Source organism: Exiguobacterium sp. s80 (assembly GCF_018618725.1).
Classification (GTDB): Bacteria; Bacillota; Bacilli; order Exiguobacteriales; family Exiguobacteriaceae; genus Exiguobacterium_A; species Exiguobacterium_A oxidotolerans.
This window is the reverse complement of record NZ_JACSMP010000007.1, coordinates 95,317-117,235: the sequence shown is the minus strand read 5'-3', so window position 1 is coordinate 117,235 and position 21,919 is coordinate 95,317. Positions and strand designations below refer to the sequence as shown.

Genomic DNA, 21,919 nt, shown 5'->3' with positions numbered 1-21,919 from the left:
ACTATGCCACAACTTAGAAAACTTCAATCGATTTCTGACTTTGATCAATTCGTTTCCGAACACGACTCGTTCGTGATTTGTAAACACAGTACGACCTGTCCAATCAGTGCCGCCGGTTTTTCTGAATACACGAAATTTGCTGACGCGACGTCAGTACCGACTGCCTACTTGCTCGTCCAAGAAGCACGGACGCTGTCGAATCACATCGCCGAACATTACAATGTTCGTCATGAATCACCACAAGTCATCTTCATCGAAAAAGGACGTGCGACTTGGTCCGCAGCTCATTATGACATTACAAATGATGCCCTAAACACGCATGTCGGCTGAGACCTTTCATCACTACTGACGGTTTACAAAAAACATCCTACTCTTTTTTAGAGTCGGGTGTTTTTTTACTTTCAACAAGCTTCAGAGCCATTCGTTCTTCATTAAAAATAAAATTACCTTTCTTAGTTATTAATGTTTGTATTTATCTTGAAATCAGATTAAGATATACAACAGATATAACGACCGTATAGAAATGTGTACCGTCAGTTCATTAAGGAGGAAAATCATGCAACACAAAAAAACTGCTTCTAATCGTCCCCCCTACGGTATCCTTTCCGTATTGATGATTGGAGCCTTCATCGCTTTTTTAAATAACACGTTACTTAACATCGCCCTTCCTTCGATCATGAAGGATCTCAACATCGAAACATCGACCGTCCAGTGGCTGTCGACTGGTTTCATGCTCGTCAACGGGATTTTAATTCCGACATCTGCTTTTCTGATTCAAAAATTTTCTGTTCGTCGTCTATTCATCCTCGCGATGACATTATTCTCACTCGGTACAATCCTTGCCGGGTTCGCAAGTGAATTCCCCGTCCTGTTGGCAGGACGAATGATTCAGGCTTCTGGTTCAGCAATCATGATGCCGCTCTTGATGAACGTCATGCTCGTCAGTTTCCCGATTGAAAAACGCGGGACGGCGATGGGCTTCTTCGGGCTCATTATGATGGGTGCACCCGCAATCGGACCGACTTTGTCAGGCTGGATCATCGAACACTATGATTGGCGGATGTTATTCCACTTCATCACACCAATCGCTTTAGTCGTTCTCATTGCCGGAATCGTCTTACTCCGTGACGTCAAAGAACGGTCGGATGCTAAACTCGACTTCATGTCAGTTGTTTTATCCTCATTCGGTTTCGGTGGACTCCTATACGGGTTTAGTTCTGCCGGTTCTAAAGGGTGGGACAGCCCACACGTCACAATCGCGCTGACAATCGGTGTGATTGCGCTCGTTTCTTTCATCCTGCGTCAGTTACGGATGGAGCGTCCGATGTTGAACTTCAAAATTTATCAGTATCCGATGTTCGCTCTCTCATCTGCCATTTCAATCGTCGTCACGGTGGCGATGTTCTCAGGGATGCTGCTCTTACCGATCTACGTCCAAAATATCCGTGGCATTTCTCCACTCGATGCAGGGTTGATGTTACTACCGGGAGCCATCCTCATGGCAGTCATGTCACCGATCAACGGGAAGTTGTTCGATAAGATTGGCGGACGCCCACTCGCAATCACCGGTCTCTTCATCACTGTCGTCACGAGTTATTTCTTCAGTCAACTGAAGATGGACACGACGTATACACACTTAATCATCTTGTATTCACTCCGGATGTTCGGGATGTCGATGGTCATGATGCCCGTCTCGACAAACGGCTTAAACCAGTTACCGACGCGCTACTATCCGCACGGAACGGCAATGAACAATACGTTGCAGCAAGTATCCGGCGCCATCGGAACGGCATTACTCGTTACGATCATGTCGACGCATGCGAAGACACGTGGGACGGAACTTGCCGAAGAGGCCGCTAAAAACATGACGAGTCAACCGACAGCAGAGGCTGCTGCTGCGTTGAAACAACAAATCATGATGCAAGCGACACTGGACGGCATCAATTACGCCTTCCTCATTTCGACGTTCATTGCGGGTGTTGCGTTCATCCTTTCGTTCTTCATAAAACGAGCGACGCAAGCGGAAGATATCATCAGTGGTCGTTCGCGCAACGAACAAATCATCAAACCTCAAGTGTCTAATCAATAAGGTCCGACTGAATACGCCATCCCATTCGGGTGGCGTATTTTTTTAATCCTGCAAATCAATATACTTGTACCCCCTACCCCTATATGATACAGTGTAGACATCAACCACCAACAGAAAGAGGTGTTCCTATGCAACACGATCATCCACTCGTCCCCCGCTCTTCTGAAGAGCAGGACGCATTGACTAAACGTTTGAAGCGTATCGAAGGGCAAGTCCGTGGTATCGCCAACATGGTCGCCGAAGATCGGTATTGTATCGATATTTTGACACAGACGGCATCGATTCAAGCCGCTCTTCGTCAAGTCGAACTGCAAGTCATCGAACGTCATGTGAAGATGTGTATGCATGATGCAGCTACCGGACAGAAAGACACAGATCTTTATGTCGACGAACTGATGTCCGTCATCGCCCGACTCAAAAAGTAAGGAGGTATACGTATGTCAAAAACAATCGAATTGAACATCGAAGGCATGACATGCGCCGCCTGTTCAGCCCGAATCGAAAAAGTCCTGAACCGGATGGACGGTGTCGATGCGACGGTCAACTTACCACTCGAGACGGCGCGGATTGCAGTCCCCGACGAACTCGATGAACAAGCAATCATTGATAAAATCAAGAAGGTCGGTTACGGCGCGACCATTAAGTCGGCCCCTCATGAAACAGTGCAAGATCGGCGGATGCTCTATCGTTTTTTCATCGCCGCCTTGTTGTCGTTACCGCTCTTACTCAGTATGGTGTCGCACATTCCAAATAGTCCGGTCCATCTGACGTTCCTGATGAATCCGTGGCTCCAGTTCGCACTGGCTACACCCGTTCAATTCATTATCGGGGCGCCATTCTATGTCGGTGCCTATAAGAGTCTCCGGAGCGGTAGTGCCAACATGGATGTCCTCGTCGCACTTGGGACGTCTGCCGCTTACTTTTATTCGGTCGCAGAAATGCTCATCCATCCGGCAATGCCGAACCTTTATTTTGAAACAAGTGCCATCTTAATCACGCTCGTCCTTCTCGGTAAAGTACTCGAAGATCGGGCAAAACAACAAACAACCGGTGCAATCAAAAGTCTCTTGTCCCTGCAGGCAACGGATGCCGTCGTCCTCGACAATGGCACGGAACGAACTGTCGCGATTGATCAGATTCAACCAGGCATGCAGATCGTCGTCAAACCGGGACAGAAAATTCCGATGGACGGGATGATTTTATCCGGTGATGCCTATCTCGATGAATCGATGCTGACCGGTGAACCGCTTCCTGCGCATAAAGGTGCCGATGATACCGTCATTGGTGGAACCTTGAATACGAATGGGAATTTGTTGATTGAAGCAACGAAAGTCGGTCAGGAGACGATGCTTGCGAACATCATCCGCGTCGTTGAACAAGCGCAGACAGAAAAAGCGCCAATCCAACGACAAGCCGACCGGATTTCAGGCATCTTCGTGCCAATCGTCGTCGCCATCGCCCTCATCACACTTGGTGCCTGGTGGTTGACGACTGGATCATTCGCTGAAGCAATTCGTCCTGCAATCGCTGTTCTCGTCATCGCTTGTCCCTGTGCATTAGGACTCGCGACCCCGACATCGATCATGGTCGGAACGGGTAAAGGTGCTGAGCATGGTGTGCTTTTTAAAGGCGGTGCCCAGCTTGAATCGTTACAACATGTCGATGCCGTCGTTTTCGATAAAACAGGTACACTAACCGTCGGACGCCCTGTCGTCGTCGAGACGTTCGGGAACGAACAAGCACTCGACTTCGCAGCAGCCATCGAAAAAAAATCAGAGCATCCGCTCGCTCATGCCATCACGGAAGAACGTGATGTCGTGTTCGATATCGAACAGTTTCAAGTCGATGCCGGTCGTGGTGTCAGCGGGATGATTCTCGGTCGCAACATCCTGGTTGGTTCTGAACGAATGATGCGGGATCAACAGTTCGATGTCCCGGACTGGTCTTCTGCCGGCGCGACATTCGTCTATGTCGCCGTCGACGGGCACGTTGAAGCCGGTTATGCGATTCGCGACGAACTGAAGCCGACGACGAAACACGTCATCACTCAAATTCAACAGACAAAAGCAGTCTATCTCTTGACGGGTGACCGAAAAGACGTTGCCCTCAATCTAGCGACGGAACTCGGTATTCCAACAGACCATGTGTTTGCAGATGTCTTACCCATCGAAAAAGCCGATCACATCAAAGCCCTTCAAGATGCGGGACACCGCGTCGCCATGGTTGGTGACGGAATTAACGATGCGCCAGCGCTTGCGACGGCTGACGTCGGAATCGCTCTTGGTAGCGGGACGGATGTCGCCTTAGAAGCAGCTGACGTCACACTGCTTGGACACGATTTACAACAAGTCGCGACGGCGATTCGGTTGAGTGAACAGACGATGAAGAACATTCGCCAAAATCTCTTTTTCGCACTCGCCTATAATACGATCGGGATCCCCGTTGCTTTTCTCGGACTGCTCGCTCCGTGGCTCGCCGGAGCAGCGATGGCATTTAGCTCTGTTTCCGTCGTCACGAATGCGTTACGCTTAAAACGTACCCCACTCACTAAAGGAGGAACTCACTCATGAAAGAAACGACTTTAAACGTCATCGGTATGACATGTAACCACTGTAAAGCAAGTGTCGAATCGGCACTGAACGAACTGGACGGCGTCACAACGGCGACTGTTTCGCTCCCTGACAATTCAGTCACTGTCGTCCATGAGGATGTCACACAAGAACGTCTCGTCGAAACCATCGAAGAAATCGGCTATGACGTCGCGCCCGCTTAATTTTCTCAAGTCAAACTGTTGCTACCGCACAGTTTGGCTTTTTTAATTGCGGAAAAAGGGGAATGGACTAACAAGGAGGGGTTCGTATGGTACCGAAAATCGAATTCGTACAACACTTCGACGACAACAAAGGAAAACGATTTAAAATCGAACTTTGGAATCTCGGAACCTTCACATTTAGTGCCGAATCAGCCAAAGGCCCCGTCACGCGGTTTAGTTCGATTGATATCCAGTTCATTCAATCGTGCGTTAGCCGGATGCGGGCACTTAACGATGCAAAACAAGCCTTCCAAGAAGATCAACCGGTCTAACTTTCTTTCACTTTCTCTTTAAAAATACATGATGTACGATCGAACACGCTTCCGCTCATGATCCCGGATCATGAGCTTTTTTCGTTTAAGGTCAATATTTTTTAACTTCTAGAGAGTTTCCTTCTAAAAAAGATACTGTTTTTTCCTTTAGCAACCGATAAAGAATAAGACTATTACATTCTTAATTTGAAGAAAATCGGAGGCTTACTGTGCGCAACCCATTTAAAACTAAATCATCAAGCTCAACCTATCAGGCAAAAATCGGATTTCCCGATAAAAAATTCATTACAAAAACAAGTGATCCCACTTTAGCAGGACGCCTTGAATATATGGGCTACACTGAAGAACAATTGCAAACGTTAAAAGCGATGGCTCCTGTCGTCAATTCTGTATTAGACGAAGTCCTCGAACAAGTACTTGACCAACTCCTTCTCCACCCGGAAATGGTGCAGATTGCTGAAAATGCTTCGACACGTCAACGCCTGAAAAAAGTATTTGCCGACTATTTCGGTAGCCTCTTGACCGGAAATATGGACGAGAAGTTTCTTGCGATGCGAAAACGCATGGGTAAAACGCATAACCGGAATTTCGTCCCTGTTACGTGGTTCATCGCTTCTTACGCAGCATTCAACACCTTACTGATTCCTAAAGTCGTCGAGCATTTCCAGGAAGATCCGGAGCAACTTGCAACAGCAATCCTCGCGTTGACTCATGCGATGAACTTGGATGCGCAAATCGTTACAAGTCAGTATGTCGACGCACGATTAGAAGAAGTAGGTGCAGCCAATGAAGCACGCACACGACTTCTGCAAGACGTCGTCCGTGTCAGCCAGGAGGTCGCGAGTACGGTCGAACAAACAGAAGGGGCCATTCTCGAAACGAGTCAACGGGCGACACAAATCTTATCCGAGACGGATCAGACCGAGAAAACAAGTCGCAATCTCGTTGGCTTAACATCAGAAAATGAAGCACAGATGGACAAAATGGAACAACAATTCGTCCAATCGACGGGTCAAGTCAATACATCATTAACAAGCATCCAACAGTTAAAAACGACATCTGACGAAATCGTCAAGATGACACAAGGTATCGAAGACATCGCGAACCAAACGAATCTCTTAGCTTTAAACGCCTCAATCGAAGCAGCACGTGCCGGTGAGCATGGGAAAGGATTCTCTGTCGTCGCAATCGAAGTCCGTAACCTCGCTGAAAATGCGAAATTGTTAAGCAGCAGCATTAATACGCTCATCCAAAAAAATAATGTCAACATTACTCAACTCGTCTCACAGATGGAAGACATCACACGTTCGAACTCCGCCTCTCGGACAGAACTGCAACAAGTGAAGAGTGGGATTCACACAGTGAAAAAAGAGATGGAGAATTACTTGGAGATGTTCGGGCGCAATAAGAACGACTTAGGCCAAATCGTTCAGACGATTCAAGGAATCAGTCAAACGACACAAGGTCTCTCGGCTTTGACAACGAACCTCGTCGCAGCATCGGAATCGAACGCGTAAGTTTTTTTGATTTGTTCAGGTTGAGCTTCATCTAAAAAAAGACCAACCCATGACGGATTGGTCTTTTTTGATTCCGTATTGCTTGTTACTCTTCCACTTGATCGGCGGTTACGACTAACCGTTCATCATACCCTTTTGATTTCGTAAACGTTCCGATACACGAAATCAACGTCAGGCGTTTAGCGACCGTTGCCCCAAAAATCGAACCAACGGGTGCTTCATCTACAGGATAGGAGGTTACGTTTGTCACCACATAAGATATCGTCTGCCCTGCTTTTGATCGTAACTCGATTCGTTGTCCTTGTTTCATCTTTGCTAAATCGTAAAATACAGCGGGACCTTCCGTGTCATCTAAATGACCTGCGAGGATGACATTTCCGGTTTGGTTCGCCTCCGCGCCGTATCGGTACCAACCCACTTGATCGGTTTTTTTCGGAACATCCATCCGCCCTTGCTTGTCTTTCCCCACGATTTCAACCTTTGCTTGCACGTCAATCGCATCAATCGATAGTGTCGCCGGGATAAAACTAGCCGTTTCACGACTTTCTTGTACGGATTCAGGTATTGCTTGCTCGATTGCAGGTGTCGCTTGCTCGACTGGCTTCGAAGGAGGAACAGATTCTTCTGTTCCTCCACATCCAGCGAGAATGAGAAAGATCAGAAAGAAACTGTTACGCGTTTTGTTTACGGCGAATGACATAACTTGTTCCAACTAGGGCCGCTCCAGCAAGTGCTACAAGTGCCCAAGTCGTTGCCATTGAAGATGTGTCTGCTGATCCACCAAGTCCTGTGTCTGGCATCGCAGCCATTTCACCGCCATCTGGAATCAAGAGCACATCAAACGCGGGTTCTCCTTCAAGAAGACCGATTGCAAGCGCTGTATAGTTTTTACCGCTATCTAATTTAACACCGTCGAGTGCTTTGACAACATCCATCGCGCCCGCTGGTCGTACTTCAAGATCATACGTGCCGGCATCGAGTGTTCCATAGTCTGAGACTTTCGAGAATTCAAGGTCACTGAAGAGTGCGTCTCCACCTTTAGGGGCGACATCAACAGCTGGTGCGTCCGGTGCAAAGTGCGCGACACGAACCATTGATTTTCCATCTTCACCTTGACCATTGTCTTCCATGACAGCGAGTTCAATGTCTGCTAATTTACCGATTGCCGCGACTGAGTAAAATTTTCCGGCTTCAATGTTGAGTGTTTGAGAAAGTACAGGATCTTCTGTTGTTCCTGCAGCGAAGACTTCAACTTTATGTTCTCCTGCCGGAAGAGTGAGATAGTCTGTGACAGCTTTGAATTCCGCTCCTGAGACAGCTGTTTCGCCATCGACGGCAATATCAACTGCCGGAGCATCTGGTGAAGCGTGAATTACACGCACCATTGCGTCATCTGCTGCACCTACCGGTAGCACGAATAGTGCAAACAAAAACGCAGCGGTAACGAACGATATGAATTTCTTCATCATTTTTTCCACCTCTCGTGTCATAATGTATTTCGCTTCTCAAGCCAACCTTTCATTCTAGAATAAAATATTTCATTCGCGGTGACATCTTGAATTTAAACTAATTTGCAGTACTTTGTAAATATTCCGATGTGCTGAGAGTAACAGTTGTACGCTATCCCCTTTCGGAGTCTCCAGCATCTCACTACCGTATTCCATTCACCCCACCTTCTTTAACTGAAACTGATAAACTGTACAAATGAAGAAATGTACTGCCCATCCTATGTCTTTTTAGACGCATCATGTTTTTCAGCACCACATGGATCGGTTTATTGATCATATGATTCAAGCGGCAATCTTTCGGGATGTTGTAAAAAAAAACAGGCAGGCGTCTATATGATTACACTACCCTTTGCTAAGCATTTGTAACGTCCGAATGTAGATTCGAGACGGATTGCGCTCTAAACCATCTACATGCCCGGCTTTCCGTCACGATGTTACCTAAAAAGCGTCACGTTTCGTTGACTCCTACGGGAAAAAGTGCGTTTTTAACGCACTTGCAGAGGCAGGCAAGACCCTGCTCATTGTCCGCTAGGATCCAAGGAGCAGCGGCTTGCGCCTCGCCCGAGGAAAGCAACGAAAAAAGACGCTTTATCTCCCAATAGCACGTTGTCTACAGTCTGAAAAAAGTAGCGTACAAGGACAACCCCTTGTACGCTACTTTTTTACATATCCCGCAATCATTTCAGACAAATTTACTTAATGAAACCAATCATCATTTCACGTAAGACTTTCGCAGCGGCAATCGCTGTCATGTCAGACTGATCATATGCCGGGCAGACTTCAACGAGATCGGCTCCGATGACGTCGACGTCAGCACGTGAAATCATGTGGACGACTTCAAGTAACTCTTTTGTTGTCACGCCGCCGATTTCCTGTGTACCTGTTCCTGGTGCAGCAGACGGATCGAGGACGTCGATATCAATCGTCACATAAACTTTTTTACCGGCAAGCTTCGGCAAAACAGTCTTTAACGGTTCAACGATTTCATACTTGAACAAATTGTAACCGGACGTCTTCGCCCACTCGAATTCTTCTTTCATCCCTGAACGGATGCCGAATGAATAGCAGTTTTCCGGTCCAATCAAGTTGGCGATTTTTTTGAGTGGTGTCGAATGCGAGAGCGGTTCACCTTCATACTCGTCACGTAAATCCGTATGTGCGTCAAAATGTAAGACGACGAAATCATCGTAGTGTTTATCAAAGGCTTTAACGACCGGCCACGTCACGAGGTGTTCGCCCCCCATACCGAGCGGGAACTTACCTGCCGTCAGTAACGAATCGACATACTCTTCAATCATGTCGAGTGACTTTTGGGCATTGCCGAACGGCAACGGAATGTCACCCGCGTCAAACAATTTCGCATCGGCGATATCGCCGTCTAAATACGGACTATATTCTTCGAGACCAAGTGATACTTCACGAATCCGCGCCGGGCCAAAACGTGATCCCGGGCGGAAACTGACCGTCCAGTCCATCGGCATGCCGTATAACACACCTTTTGCATCTTCGTGAGTCGGTTGACTCGCGATAAAGACTTTACCTGAATATGCTTCATCAAAACGCATTTCTATTCCTCCAGTCATAGAAAGGAGTGTCCCTGAAAACGGAACACTCCTACTTTGAAATTAAATCGTTAAATCTTTGACGAACTTTGGCAACGCGAACGCTGCTGTATGAAGTTCCGGTGTATAGTACTTCGTTTCGATTTCATGGAAACGCTCTGGTGCGACAGCGAGTGGATCATGTTTTTTCGATCCAATCGTAAATGTCCACAGACCGCTCGGGTACGTCGGAACGTTCGCGATGTATAGTTTTGTGATTGGGAAGATTTCTTTGACGTCACGTTGTACATCACGGATCAAATCTGGTGTAAACCATGGGTTGTCCGATTGTGCGACGAAAATACCGTCTTCTTTTAATGCTTTCGAGATTCCAGAGTAGAATCCTTTTGTGAACAGGTTGACGGCAGGACCGACCGGCTCTGTCGAATCGACCATGATGACATCGTATTCGTTGACCGCTTCCGCGATGTGCATGAATCCGTCACCCACAATGACTTCGACGCGTGCGTCGTCTAAACCACCTGCGATGTTCGGAAGGTATTTCTTCGAGTACTCGATGACCTTGCCATCAATTTCGACGAGAACTGCTTTTTCGACCGATGGGTGTTTTAAGACTTCACGGATGACTCCGCCGTCTCCCCCACCTACGACGAGAACCGATTTCGGGTTCGGGTGTGTGAACAATGGGACGTGTGCGACCATTTCGTGATACACGAACTCATCTCTGTCCGTTGTCATGACCATCCCGTCAAGTAACAACATTGTACCGAACTCGTCCGTCTCAACCATCTCCAGGCGTTGAAACTCCGTTTGTTCGCTCTCATAAACGTGGTTGACACGGAATGTGATACCGTAATCTTCCGTTTGGTGTTCCGTGAACCATAACTTTAATTTTTGTTCCATTTGCGATAGAACCCCTTTCTTTCTCAAGACAAAAGTTGTTCGTATGCGAGTGGCGTTTACGGCGCTTCTTAATCATACAAATGCGAGTATACCGAATTTTGAAAGAAACTTCTATATAATTCGAAAAAAACTATCTGAGTGTTTACTCGACGAAAGTGACGATTTCATCCAAGTCACGGCGTTGTTTCGCACGTTTCGGTTCATCCGCCCGGTAACCGAACGCTACCATGACAGGAACCGTAAATACAGTCCGGTCGAGTAAATCATGGTCGACTAAGATTTTTTCAATCGCCTCTTGATCAAATCCTTCAATCGGACATGAATCGATTCCGATTTGTGCTGCCGTCGACATCATGTTTCCGAGCGCGATATAGGCCTGTTTCGCTGACCAGTCTTCCATCGCTTTTTCATTATTCCCGATTTTAAAGTCTTCTTCGAGGAAAAGACCATACCGCGTCGTCCGCCCTTGTTTTGCCTCGTCTGACAAACCGAGTGCGTCCATCATGTGCGTGACATGCGGACCATCTGGTTGCATTTGCGCACCTGTCCGTGCAAGGAAAATGACATAATGGCTCGCTGTCGGCAATTGTCCTTGGGCACCCCACGAGACGGCACGAAGTTCTTCACGCAATGCTTCATTTTGGATGACGAGCATGTTCCAAGGCTCATAACCAAATGAACTTGGGGAGAGACGCGCGGTTTCTAAAATAAATGCGAAGTCTGCTGGTGTGATCTTTTTCGAAGGATCAAATGCTTTCGTCGCATGACGTGATTGAAAGGCTGCTAAAATAGCTTGTTTTTTCTGTTCGTGACTCATTGTTCGATTCCTCCAGTGATTTTGATCGATTATTTCACAACGATAGCAAATCTGAAATGACCCGTCTGCTATTCTGCTTGATATTAAATGTTACAAATCAATCTTTTCGGGAAATACTAGAGAAACAAAAGAAAAATTAGATTTTTTCATTTTTTTTCAAAAATCGCTATGCAAAGCCAGTTCAAACGACTTTACCACCCTTTTTTTCTAGAAATCCCCATCTTTCATTACCCACAGCATTTGCCATCCTTACTATAAGTTTGTTACGGTAGTAACTTGCGTGATAAGGTTTTGTTTTTGAAGTTACGGGTATTACTAATCGTTGTATAGCAATTTTTCAGTATTTACAACATGAAACAAAACAAACATGTAAAATTCGAAAGAAGGTGTTGACCACGATGGAAAATAATCGAAAAAGCAAGATCACGAACGTCTTTATTGTATCCGTCATTTTCTGTGTGCTCTTTACCATATGGGGAATCTTACCTGAATCACTCATTGGTGCCGCAAATCTTGGCAACGTAACAGCAGTCGCACAAAACTTTGTTACAAATGGCTTCGGCTGGCTCTACTTATTCGGTATGAGCGTCTTTTTATTAGTTGCAATCTTCCTCGTCTTCTCGCGTTTCGGTTCTATCCGACTCGGAAAAGACTCTGATCGCCCTGAATATAACCTGATTTCTTGGTTCGCGATGCTCTTTAGCGCCGGTATGGGGATTGGGCTTGTCTTCTGGGGTGTTTCAGAGCCATTGACACACTTCCATACACCACCGGTTGCGACGAGTGACCCGACTGAAGCAGCACGTCTTGCGATGCGCTATTCATTCTTCCACTGGGGACTTCACCCATGGGCACTTTATGCAATCGTCGCTTTAGCAATCGCTTACTCGACATTCCGTAAAGGACGTCCTGCGACAATCGGCGATACTGTCGCTTCACTTATGAAACCGAAATATGAAGCTGCAGGTAAAGGGACAGTTGAAGTTCTCGCGATCGTCGCAACAGCATTCGGTGTTGCCACTTCACTTGGACTTGGCGCCCAGCAAATCTCGGGCGGTTTACATTTCCTCGTCGGAGGTATTCCAAACTCGTTCATGACCCAGCTCCTGATCATCCTTGTTGTTTCAGTCCTTTATATGATTAGTGCTGCTTCTGGTCTCGACAAAGGTATTGTACGCCTCAGCCACGCGAACCTTGTTCTCGCGGCGCTCTTGATGGTCGGCGTCTTGTTCCTCGGACCATTCAGTTTCATCATGGATTTATTCGTTCAAACAACAGGTGCCTATTTACAAAACCTGCCGATCATGAGTTTCCGTGCCTCAGCCTTCAATCCGGACGAACGTTCATGGATTAACGGCTGGACGATTTTCTACTGGGCATGGTGGATTTCTTGGTCACCATTCGTCGGTACGTTCATCGCACGTGTTTCAAAAGGACGGACGATTCGTGAATTCGTTCTCGGTATCTTGCTCGTCCCAACAATTTTCGGACTGCTCTGGTTCTCTGTTTTCGGTGGATCGGCAATCTGGAACGAACTTTTCAACAGCGTAAACTTAATTGATACAGTTAACGATAAAGGTGTCGAAACAGGTATGTTCGCCTTGTTCGAGACATTTGGTACACTTGGTACGATTCTTAGTATCGTAGCTGTCTTCTTGATTACGACATTCTTCATTACGTCAGCTGACTCAGCAACATACGTACTCGGAATGCTCTCTTCAGGCGGTAGCTTGATGCCAAGCCTTCGAATCAAATTGACATGGGGTGTCATCCAGTCTTCAATCGCAGCTGTTTTACTTTATGCCGGTGGGCTGAGTGCTCTCCAAGCTGCCGCGATTTTAGCCGCCTTCCCGTTCATCTTCGTTGTCGGGATGATGGTCATTGCCTTGTTCATTGATTTGTATAACGAACCTGAAGAAAAGAAAGCATCTGATGATTTAAAAAAAGAAGCATAATCATGTCAGGCACCTCTTCCGCGATGCGGACTGAGGTGCCTTTTTGGTATGCTTAGTGAAGAGAGGAGTGAGGTCTTGCGTGTCAGAAAACGCTGGTTCGTTTCATTAGGGGTTTTTGTCTTAGGCGGTTGGTTTTTATATCAAGAAAATAATGTGATTGAAACGACCGCAATCACGATTGAAACAGAACGACTGCCAAAAGCATTCGATGGCTATACAGTCGTCCAAATCGCTGACTTACATGGGAAATCCTTCGATCCAAAACAAACGAAGCTACTCAAAAAAATTACTCAAGCACAGCCTGACCTCATCGTGATGACCGGGGATTTAATCGACTCTCGCCGAAACGGAGAAGCCGCTGCGCTGACTTTGATGAAACAATTGACTGCGGACTATCCTGTCTATTTCGTCACGGGAAACCATGAAGTTCGTCGCAACTTGACCCTTTTACCGAAACTCGAAGCGATTGGTGTACAAATTTTACGGAATACGGCAGTCCCGCTCGAATATAACGGTGCAAACATTGCTCTACTCGGCATCGACGACCCAACGACGACACGCTGGAGCGAAGGTCTCCAAGAGTCTGACGGAACTCGGAAAAGCCTCGCCTCCGCACAAGAAGCTGTCGATCGATCGACGTTTCAAATCTTACTCGCCCATCGTCCGGAATATGTACCGCTCTATGCGGAGCGGCAAATTGATCTCGTTCTGTCCGGTCATGCTCACGGCGGTCAAATCCGACTTCCCTTCACAGATGGCTTGTATGCACCTGGACAAGGATTTTTCCCGAAACGGACGGCCGGTCAATATACAGTGGATACGACACAACTCATCGTCAGTCGCGGTCTTGGCAACAGTCTCTTCCCGTTTCGGTTGTTCAATCGTCCCGAAATCGTTGTCATCACTTTAAAATCATGATAAAAAATCGCCTCCTCCTAGGAGACGGCGATTTTTTTAGTTATGCGAGTGCATCATGTAACTCAGGCTCTGCGTTCGCCCACATTTCCGGTTTATGTGTCATCAGGAATTCACGAAGCAGTCCTTTTGACGTATCGTCCATCTGATCGACGACGATGCGTCCCTTGAGTGACTTGTCCATCTTATTGACGTGATCGGCTAAGATTTTAAACCCGCGCCGTGTTTCGACATCGACTAATAAATCGCATGCTGCGACGCCTCCATAATAAAACCCTTCTGACTTACGTCCTACCGTGACCCAAACGATCCAGTACAGTTTCCCATTCGGTGCGTCCGCTCGATCCGTCGTGAACTTAATCCGCTTCTCAATTGCTGCTTTCGCATGCATGGCACCCATATCGATGTATGCTTCGCCGTCCTCTGGCGAGATGATGACCGGTGACATACTGTTCAAACTGAGTGTCCCGACGCCAAATCCACCATGTCCGTCTGTTGAATTATCTGAAATGATATTGAAGTTAATCTTCTTTTCCATCTTTACTCGACCCCTTTTACAGCTGTTGCCTCTATCATACCGCATTCAACTGCTGACGCAAGTCCCGCTTAGCGTTTCACTTGTTCCAGCTGTTCTTTCGTCACACGCCGAATCGTCGGCAGACGGAGACATTCAAGTGAGGTCAATTCTTCATGCACAGGTGGATTTGATTCTTCCAAGCGTGTCAATGCCCGGTCGTAAAGTGTCTGTGCCGCACGACCAAACAAAATCACGCGTTCAAGCGACGAGCAACGAGACCGAATCGCCCGCAGTTGTTTAGCAAGCTCCCGGACACGCTCCTCGACTTCTGTTTCAATCTCAGGCGGTAACTTCCGATTTTGGAACAAGGGCTTAAAGCGGTCATCCTCTTCAAGCAACGTCACCATTCCATACCGTTTCGCTTCCGGCGTACCGACGAGTGCCGCTAATTCTTTATCCGTCACAAGTCGACCAAACGGAATGCTTTCATCAAAAATGACTTCTGCGACTTCCAAACCCTTCGTCCCCGATAGTGGATACGTCGTGTCCTCTGGTAATGCCCGGTCGAAAATAAGCAATGTATGAATCTTTTTTCGTATAACAGATTCCATTTCCATTGGTGTCACCTCTTCATCCTAAGTTTTCCTCTCGACTACTTCTCTTTTACATGCCCCCACTCCTGTCTTATACCCGTCTTTTCGTGTTTCGATGTCGCTGTTTGACGGCCCCCCTGCTCCATACGGTATACTGAGGGCGTATTGCCATTATGTTTTTAGGAGGAACGATTTATGCCTTACGTTACCGTTAAAATGCTTTCAGGACGGACTGTCGAACAAAAACGTGCACTGATCGAAAAAGTAACAGAAGCTGTTTCAGAAACAGTCAATGCTCCAAAAGAAAACATTACCGTCTTCATCGAAGAAATGGAAAAGACGGACTATGGACAAGCAGGCGTCATGTTTGCCGATAAATAAGGAACTAAAAAAGGATGGACGATGCGTGTTGCTCGACCATCCTTCCTTCTTATACCTATAACACCATGAACGAGAGAGGATGAATTATGATGGCAACGCTTAGCCTTTTAGGGGCAACGGGACGGACAGGGCGCCCATTGCTCGATTTATTGTTACAAGCCGGTCACAATGTCCGTGCGCTCGTCCGCTCGACCGATCACATGTTACCGGAGCACCCGCAATTGACGATCATTCAAGGAGATGCAACGGAAGTAACAGATTTAGAGAACGTCATTCAAGGTTCATCTGCCGTCTTCAGTTGTCTTGGTACGGATCAGCAACATGTTCTTTCAACAGCGATTCCCCATCTCGTCACGAAAATGAAGGAACAACAGATCGAACGGATCATCTTCATCGGGACGGCTGGCATTCTCGATGCCTCAGAAGAACCCGGGAAGTACCGCTTCCAGTCAAGCGAATCGCGCCGCCGTTCGACAGTGGCTGCTGAAGATCATTTGAAAGCTTATTTGACATTAAAGGATGCTGACGTTGACTTCACTGTCATCTGTCCGACTCAATTGACGGAAGACGATGAAATCAATGATCTCTTAATTGAAGCACCCCGCTTCACACAGGAGACAGGACCGATTCCTCGCCGCAACGTCGCCCGTTTTGCTTTTGAAGCCTATAACGAACATCTCTTCAGTCGTAAGCGCGTGGGGATTGCTTCCCATCAATGATTTCAAAAATCAACATGACGATGAATCCCGTGCGCCGTCAGGCATGCTGGATTCATCGTCATGTTTTAGTTTGCTTACTTTCAATCAAACACTTGTCGTAGTTCAATTTCCCCTTCACCGTGCCCTTGCGGATCCGGCATCCGTAGTGCCCAGTCGATTGCTTCTTTTCGTGACGCGACATCGATCAAAATAAATCCAGCAATCAATTCCTCTATTTGCATGAATGGTCCTTCCGTAACGATCGGTCGATCTCCAGGTCCACGATAAGAAAAGCGCATCCCGTTCGAGCTCGGATAGAGTCCTTTCGCCATCACATGTACCCCTGCATCGCGTAACGCTTGATTGTACTCGGACATCGCTTCCATAAGCTCAGGACTTGGACGCTCACCCGCTTCTGCACGCTTTGATCCTTTAACGATCAACATAAATAGCACGTTCAGCATCTCCCTTTCTCGAAAGTCGCTAAAATGATGTATTAACCAATTCCACCATCCCCTTCTCCGCAAACCAAGATGAGTCTAACCAAATCAATTCTTGTGGCGGATGTTTCCGACATCCTCGCTTTCCAGGTAAGCCTGGAGAGAGCAACGAAAATAGATGACGCTTGTCTGGTCCACAATTTTTTTCTACAATCTAAAATACCCGCCGACAAAAATGTCAGCGGGTAGAAAAACTCTTATGAAGCGCGAACATGCGATATCGAGACAGATTGTACTCTAAACCGTCTTTCCTGATTTCCCACATGGTATTCCCTAAAAAGCGTCACGGTTCGTTGACTCCTACGGGAAAAAGTGCGTTTTTAACGCACTTTCAGAGGCAGGCAAGACCGAGGAAAGCAACGAATAAAAACGCTTGCAGTTCCCAATATCGACTTTTTCCACAATCTAAAATACCCGCCGACAAAGATGTCAGCGGGCATGTTAAGTTCTCATTAGATGATGACACTGACGACGATTGCTGTCAGAACACTGACGAGCGTCGCACCGTACAATAATTTAAGACCGAAGCTCGCAGCGACACTGCCTTGGCGATCGTCGAGTCCTTTAACTGCACCCGCGATGATCCCGATTGACGAGAAGTTCGCGAATGAAATCAAGAAGACCGATACGATTCCGAGTGTACGCTCTGAGAATTCTTTCGTGTACTCAGGAAGACTGAGCATCGCGACGAATTCGTTCGTGATCAATTTCGTTGCCATGATGCTACCAGCACTGACTGCTTCTGCCCATGGAACACCCATGATAAAAGCGAATGGCGCAAAGATGTACCCGAGAATTTCTTGGAACGAGATACCAAGAACCATCAAGAAGATGTCGTTGACCATCCCAATCAATGCGTTGTATCCGATTAACATCGCACCGACGATGATTGCGACTTTAAATCCATCCAAGATGTATTCGCCGAGCATCTCGAAGAACGTTTGTTTCTCTTCGACGATTTCTAAGATATCTTCGTTTGGATCGACCGTATACGGATTGATGATTGAAACAATCATAAATCCACCAAAGAGGTTTAAGACGATGGCCGTAACGACATATTTCGGTTCCACCATTGTCATGTAAGCACCGACGATTGACATTGAAACGGTCGACATCGCCGAAGCACACAATGTATAGAGACGGTTTGCCGGTAATTTACCGATTTGTTTTTTGACTGTGATGAAGACTTCAGATTGACCGATCGCTGCCGAGGCGACGGCGTTGTATGATTCAAGTTGTCCCATGCCGTTAATCTTCGACAAGACAAATCCGATTCCGCGCATTAAGAGCGGGAGGATTTTCGTGAACTGTAAAATTCCGATTAATGCTGAGATAAAGACAATAGGAAGAAGAACGTTGATGAAGAATGGCTGTGCCCCTTCATTCGCAAGTCCACCAAAGACAAAGTTAATTCCGATTGCTGCATAACCAAGTAACTTTTCAAAGACACTCGCTACACCGCGGATGATAATATAACCGAACGACGTGTTCAATAAGATGAATCCGAGAACGAGCTGAAGCACTAGCATGACCGCAAGCGGTTTCAATTTGATACTTTTACGATTGCTGCTGACGAGTAGAGCTAGTCCAAAAACGACGACCAGTCCAAGTAACGCGATTAAATATTTCATGAAGTACCCCTCAATCTATTAGTTGTTTATCAGTTGTACATAAGTACGATGTCTGACGTTTAATCTCTGTCCCAAGTACTAGAATAATCAACATTCGTCAGAACTGCAATAGGTAAAGTTCATTTAGTAACCGCTTTCGTTATTTTCATAAACTTTCAAGACAAAGTTTTCCAGGCGTTTCCGAACATTGTCCTGACTGAGGTTTCGCTTTCCATATGCTTCCCACCCCGGATATACAGTAATTGTTTCGGGTCCAAAATCGAAAACAGCATTTAAGTCCCATCTCCGATCGTAAGTAAGCCCACTCATCGCCTGATAAAATTTTAAAAACCGGTCCGCAACTTCGACGGACTCGAGTAAAGCAAGGTTCAGCCGGCAATGCGCCACGTCTGCTTCAATCGGTCCAACACATGCACTCACCCAATCAACTACGTTATACTTTTCCCCTAAATCGTATAACACATTAACCGGATGGAAATCACGATGGATGAATCGAATCTGTTCACTAGGCGCTGGTGCTGTTGCACTTGCCCAGTCCCAGGCGGCGATTTCGGTTGCCCAGGTCGGAACGACACGGGTTTTACTATAGGGTTTATATACATACGAAGTTTTTGGGACCGGTAAGCGATGAATTGCGACTAACGTCCGTGCCAGTCGCTCCACATACAGATCGTCAAGTGGCGTAAGTTGCACCACCCCTTGGACATACGTCATCTGAAGCCAAGGTGGAATCTCGCCGATCCACGCTTCTTGATACTTGAGGACGCGCGGTGCAAGCGGCCCCGCCGTCTTTAGCGCAAAGACCTCGTGCGCGACGAGGTCCTGTTCTTGTTGCAACCAGTTTGGATTCGTATGGATTCGGATAACACTGTCGCCCGCCCGTACGACGAGCGACGAGGTCGCCCCGGGTAAAACTTCCGTCTCAATTCCGGACAACCCGACCTGTTCTAAAATCTGCTCAATGACTCGTTTCATTTGAGTATCCTCCGAGCAACAGTTGATCAATCTGCATCTTTTCATTAGCGAACTCACGTAAGTCATACAAGATTTCTTGCGGATAAAACAACTTTTCATCCGTCTGTCTTGAATTCGCGATCGCTTCGACGAGTGGGGAGACTTGTGAGATTTCTTTTTTCTGCCCGTCTTTCATTTGGAGCATGATCGGCTGTTTACTGATTTCTCCGTTCTCTCCATATAAATCATACGGAAGGCGACTTAATTTATCTTCTAACAAGTAATATGCCGGATCGAGTCCGATTTTATTGAACAGTTCTGCTAGTTTTTCATGGATTGCTTCCCGCTTTTCTGGTGGGTAGTCGACGTACTTAAATAATTTTCGATTGACGAACCGACGTGACAAGTCACTAAGAATCGCATCGTGTTCTTCCATCCATTGTTGGAAATAGAAATAAACAATCGTTTCATCAAGCGCGAGGTAATTCTTCAACGCCATCGTTTGGTCAAATAACGGAATCAAATGAACCGGATGGATGTCAAACACATAACCCGAGGTATACAGTTCCTTCGCCCGCTCGAGAATCGCTTTTAATAAGTAATCGCTCGATCGTGTGACCGGGTGCAGATAGACTTGCCAGTACATCTGATACCGGCGCATGATGTAGTCTTCAATCGAGTGCATGCCTGATTGTTTGACGACCATCTGATTGTGTGCGGGACGTAAGACACGCAACATGCGTTCTAAATCAAACTTCCCGTAACTGACACCGGCGAAATGGGCGTCACGCAATAAGTAATCCATCCGGTCGACGTCGAGTTGCGAACTGATCATCGTCACGAGCAACTGGTTCGGATGCGTCTTATTGATGACGGAGGCGACTTCTTCCGCAAAGCCTTCGCCAACTTGATCGAGGACTCGTTTGATTTCCGTATCCCCGAGAATGATTCGTTCCGTCCACTCCTCGTGATCGACACCAAAGACATTTTCGAAGGCATGGGAAAAGGGTCCGTGCCCGACGTCATGAAGCAAGGCTGCGACGAGCGTCAGCTCGCGGTATTGGTCATCCCAGTCAGCACGACCGTTAAAGACGTCAATCAGTTGGCGTGTAATCTCATACACACCAAGCGAATGATGAAACCGTGTATGCTCCGCTCCGTGAAACGTCAAAAAGGATGTCCCGAGTTGTTTGACCCTGCGAAGCCGTTGAAACTCCTTTGTTCCAATCAGTTGCCAAATCAATTGGTCGCTGACATAAATATAACGATGAACCGGATCTTTAAAGACCTTAGTTTCTCTTAATTGACCTAGTGACTGATACATGTCATTCTCCCCTTCATCTGGTCGTTCTCTTCGTTGTTTTCAATTTAGGGGCAGTCTGTTCCTGTCAGACTATCCGCTTCTTACATAAAGTTTACACTGGCTATGCTATAATGATGTCGCAAATCTACAAAAAAAGGAACGAGCCAATGGGAATCGAACTCTTAAAACAAGAACAATATCGTATTTTTGATCAAACGTCACTCGGAACGACATTTCATGCCACCCAATCGTTCGCGATGGACGACACGCTTTGTGCCTCCGTCGCAACAGAAGGTGCGGCACTTCGTTCTTGGGTGCACCACGAAACGGTCGTCCTCGGGATTCAAGATGCCCGTCTGCCTCACTTAACAGAAGGAATCGACGTCTTGAATACACACGGCTTTCACCCCGTCGTCCGAAATTCGGGCGGACTCGCGGTCGTCCTCGATGCAGGTGTCTTGAACATTTCGCTTGTCCTACCAGAACGGGGCGGCATTGATATCGACAGCGGCTACGAAGCGATGCTCGCCCTTGTGCAGCACATGTTCAGAGACGAAACCGATGCGATCGTCGCTGGCGAAGTCGTCGGCTCATATTGCCCCGGCTCTTACGACCTTTCGATATTCGGTAAAAAGTTCGCCGGGATTTCGCAACGACGTGTCCGCGGGGGGGTCGCCGTTCAGATTTATTTATGTGTCAACGGAAGCGGGAGTAAGCGCGCAGCACTCGTGCGCGACTTTTATGAAGCCGCCCTGCAAGGCGAGGAAACAAAATTCACGTATCCTGTCATCATTCCGGACACAATGGCCTCTCTTGAGGAGTTACTTCAACTTCCGCTTACGGTCGAACAGTGTTTACTCCGTGCTTACCGTGCCTTGATGGCACTCGGCACAAATTTAGTCCCGTCCGTCCTCGATGAAGTCGAAAATGAACGATTCGGTGTAAACCTGGGCCGGATGCTCGAACGAAACGAAAAAGCCCTAGGTAAGTAA

Annotated in this window: 23 protein-coding genes; 12 read left to right on the top strand and 11 right to left on the bottom strand. The window is 47.1% G+C overall.

Annotated elements, in window-relative coordinates; all coding sequences use genetic code 11:
* Positions 1-3 precede the first annotated feature (3 nt).
* The 7 genes from ytxJ to KNP94_RS16140 all read left to right on the top strand — a co-directional run bounded on the left by ytxJ (position 4) and on the right by KNP94_RS16140 (position 6,690).
* A complete protein-coding gene (gene ytxJ / locus KNP94_RS12540) occupies positions 4-330 on the top strand; it encodes a bacillithiol system redox-active protein YtxJ (RefSeq protein ID WP_029332401.1) in 327 nt (108 codons plus the stop codon).
* A gap of 226 nt (positions 331-556) precedes the next feature.
* A complete protein-coding gene (locus tag KNP94_RS12535) occupies positions 557-2,089 on the top strand; it encodes a DHA2 family efflux MFS transporter permease subunit (RefSeq protein ID WP_214802822.1) in 1,533 nt (510 codons plus the stop codon).
* Between the two features lie 128 nt (positions 2,090-2,217).
* Positions 2,218-2,514: a metal-sensitive transcriptional regulator gene (locus KNP94_RS12530; RefSeq protein ID WP_088836108.1), complete on the top strand. Its 297-nt coding sequence runs from the start codon at positions 2,218-2,220 to the stop codon at positions 2,512-2,514.
* A gap of 12 nt (positions 2,515-2,526) precedes the next feature.
* Positions 2,527-4,659, top strand: coding sequence for a heavy metal translocating P-type ATPase (locus KNP94_RS12525; RefSeq protein WP_214802819.1), 2,133 nt, complete (start codon positions 2,527-2,529; stop codon positions 4,657-4,659).
* Positions 4,656-4,862: a cation transporter gene (locus KNP94_RS12520; protein WP_215115745.1), complete on the top strand. Its 207-nt coding sequence runs from the start codon at positions 4,656-4,658 to the stop codon at positions 4,860-4,862. Before KNP94_RS12525 ends, KNP94_RS12520 begins: the two co-directional genes overlap by 4 nt.
* 86 nt (positions 4,863-4,948) lie before the next feature.
* Positions 4,949-5,173, top strand: a complete 225-nt coding sequence (locus KNP94_RS12515) for a hypothetical protein (RefSeq protein ID WP_029332396.1) — start codon at positions 4,949-4,951, stop codon at positions 5,171-5,173.
* A 209-nt stretch (positions 5,174-5,382) separates the two neighbouring features.
* Positions 5,383-6,690 carry a globin-coupled sensor protein gene (locus KNP94_RS16140; protein ID WP_088836105.1) on the top strand — a complete coding sequence of 436 codons (1,308 nt, stop codon included), beginning with the start codon at positions 5,383-5,385 and terminating at the stop codon, positions 6,688-6,690.
* 85 nt (positions 6,691-6,775) lie between these two features.
* Here the strand turns inward: KNP94_RS16140 and KNP94_RS12505 are convergent, their stop codons facing one another.
* The 5 genes from KNP94_RS12505 to KNP94_RS12485 all read right to left on the bottom strand — a co-directional run bounded on the left by KNP94_RS12505 (position 6,776) and on the right by KNP94_RS12485 (position 11,480).
* On the bottom strand, positions 6,776-7,402 hold the full coding sequence (locus KNP94_RS12505; protein ID WP_239456797.1) for a class F sortase: 627 nt from the start codon (positions 7,400-7,402) through the stop codon (positions 6,776-6,778).
* Positions 7,362-8,156: a DUF4397 domain-containing protein gene (locus tag KNP94_RS12500; RefSeq protein WP_214808798.1), complete on the bottom strand. Its 795-nt coding sequence runs from the start codon at positions 8,154-8,156 to the stop codon at positions 7,362-7,364. The genes KNP94_RS12505 and KNP94_RS12500 overlap by 41 nt, the downstream gene beginning before the upstream one ends.
* A 734-nt stretch (positions 8,157-8,890) precedes the next feature.
* Positions 8,891-9,763 carry an agmatinase gene (speB, locus tag KNP94_RS12495; RefSeq protein WP_214767707.1) on the bottom strand — a complete coding sequence of 291 codons (873 nt, stop codon included), beginning with the start codon at positions 9,761-9,763 and terminating at the stop codon, positions 8,891-8,893.
* A 60-nt stretch (positions 9,764-9,823) separates the two neighbouring features.
* A complete protein-coding gene (gene speE / locus KNP94_RS12490) occupies positions 9,824-10,663 on the bottom strand; it encodes a polyamine aminopropyltransferase (RefSeq protein ID WP_014969274.1) in 840 nt (279 codons plus the stop codon).
* A gap of 142 nt (positions 10,664-10,805) precedes the next feature.
* On the bottom strand, positions 10,806-11,480 hold the full coding sequence (locus KNP94_RS12485; protein ID WP_088836102.1) for an NAD(P)H-dependent oxidoreductase: 675 nt from the start codon (positions 11,478-11,480) through the stop codon (positions 10,806-10,808).
* Between the two features lie 398 nt (positions 11,481-11,878).
* On the opposite strand from KNP94_RS12485, the gene KNP94_RS12480 reads away from it, so the two are divergent.
* Together KNP94_RS12480 and KNP94_RS12475 are read left to right on the top strand one after the other, a co-directional pair.
* The gene (locus KNP94_RS12480) at positions 11,879-13,435 is read left to right on the top strand and encodes a BCCT family transporter (RefSeq protein ID WP_088836101.1); all 1,557 of its coding nucleotides are present in this window, start codon (positions 11,879-11,881) and stop codon (positions 13,433-13,435) included.
* A gap of 75 nt (positions 13,436-13,510) precedes the next feature.
* A complete protein-coding gene (locus tag KNP94_RS12475; protein ID WP_251132650.1) occupies positions 13,511-14,353 on the top strand; it encodes a metallophosphoesterase in 843 nt (280 codons plus the stop codon).
* Positions 14,354-14,393: 40 nt separating this feature from the next.
* Here KNP94_RS12475 and KNP94_RS12470 read toward each other — a convergent pair whose 3' ends face one another.
* Together KNP94_RS12470 and KNP94_RS12465 are read right to left on the bottom strand one after the other, a co-directional pair.
* Positions 14,394-14,888 carry a YwhD family protein gene (locus KNP94_RS12470; RefSeq protein ID WP_214767701.1) on the bottom strand — a complete coding sequence of 165 codons (495 nt, stop codon included), beginning with the start codon at positions 14,886-14,888 and terminating at the stop codon, positions 14,394-14,396.
* 68 nt (positions 14,889-14,956) lie between these two features.
* Positions 14,957-15,484, bottom strand: a complete 528-nt coding sequence (locus KNP94_RS12465; RefSeq protein WP_214767698.1) for a hypothetical protein — start codon at positions 15,482-15,484, stop codon at positions 14,957-14,959.
* Positions 15,485-15,655: 171 nt separating this feature from the next.
* Here KNP94_RS12465 and KNP94_RS12460 point away from each other — a divergent pair, with 171 nt between their 5' ends.
* Both KNP94_RS12460 and KNP94_RS12455 read left to right on the top strand, forming a co-directional pair.
* Positions 15,656-15,841 carry a 2-hydroxymuconate tautomerase gene (locus KNP94_RS12460; RefSeq protein WP_029332386.1) on the top strand — a complete coding sequence of 62 codons (186 nt, stop codon included), beginning with the start codon at positions 15,656-15,658 and terminating at the stop codon, positions 15,839-15,841.
* Between the two features lie 89 nt (positions 15,842-15,930).
* Positions 15,931-16,560: an NAD(P)-dependent oxidoreductase gene (locus KNP94_RS12455; protein WP_088836098.1), complete on the top strand. Its 630-nt coding sequence runs from the start codon at positions 15,931-15,933 to the stop codon at positions 16,558-16,560.
* 80 nt (positions 16,561-16,640) lie between these two features.
* Here the strand turns inward: KNP94_RS12455 and KNP94_RS12450 are convergent, their stop codons facing one another.
* The 4 genes from KNP94_RS12450 to KNP94_RS12435 all read right to left on the bottom strand — a co-directional run bounded on the left by KNP94_RS12450 (position 16,641) and on the right by KNP94_RS12435 (position 20,948).
* On the bottom strand, positions 16,641-16,985 hold the full coding sequence (locus KNP94_RS12450) for a YciI family protein (protein ID WP_251132095.1): 345 nt from the start codon (positions 16,983-16,985) through the stop codon (positions 16,641-16,643).
* Positions 16,986-17,491: 506 nt separating this feature from the next.
* Positions 17,492-18,670 (bottom strand): NupC/NupG family nucleoside CNT transporter, encoded by a 1,179-nt coding sequence (locus KNP94_RS12445; RefSeq protein ID WP_029332383.1) that lies wholly within the window; start codon positions 18,668-18,670, stop codon positions 17,492-17,494.
* A 123-nt stretch (positions 18,671-18,793) separates the two neighbouring features.
* On the bottom strand, positions 18,794-19,645 hold the full coding sequence (locus KNP94_RS12440; protein ID WP_088836095.1) for a phosphotransferase family protein: 852 nt from the start codon (positions 19,643-19,645) through the stop codon (positions 18,794-18,796).
* Positions 19,629-20,948 carry an HD domain-containing protein gene (locus tag KNP94_RS12435; protein WP_088836094.1) on the bottom strand — a complete coding sequence of 440 codons (1,320 nt, stop codon included), beginning with the start codon at positions 20,946-20,948 and terminating at the stop codon, positions 19,629-19,631. Before KNP94_RS12435 ends, KNP94_RS12440 begins: the two co-directional genes overlap by 17 nt.
* A gap of 146 nt (positions 20,949-21,094) precedes the next feature.
* Between KNP94_RS12435 and lipL the strand changes: the two genes are divergently transcribed.
* Positions 21,095-21,919 (top strand): octanoyl-[GcvH]:protein N-octanoyltransferase, encoded by an 825-nt coding sequence (gene lipL / locus KNP94_RS12430; RefSeq protein WP_088836093.1) that lies wholly within the window; start codon positions 21,095-21,097, stop codon positions 21,917-21,919.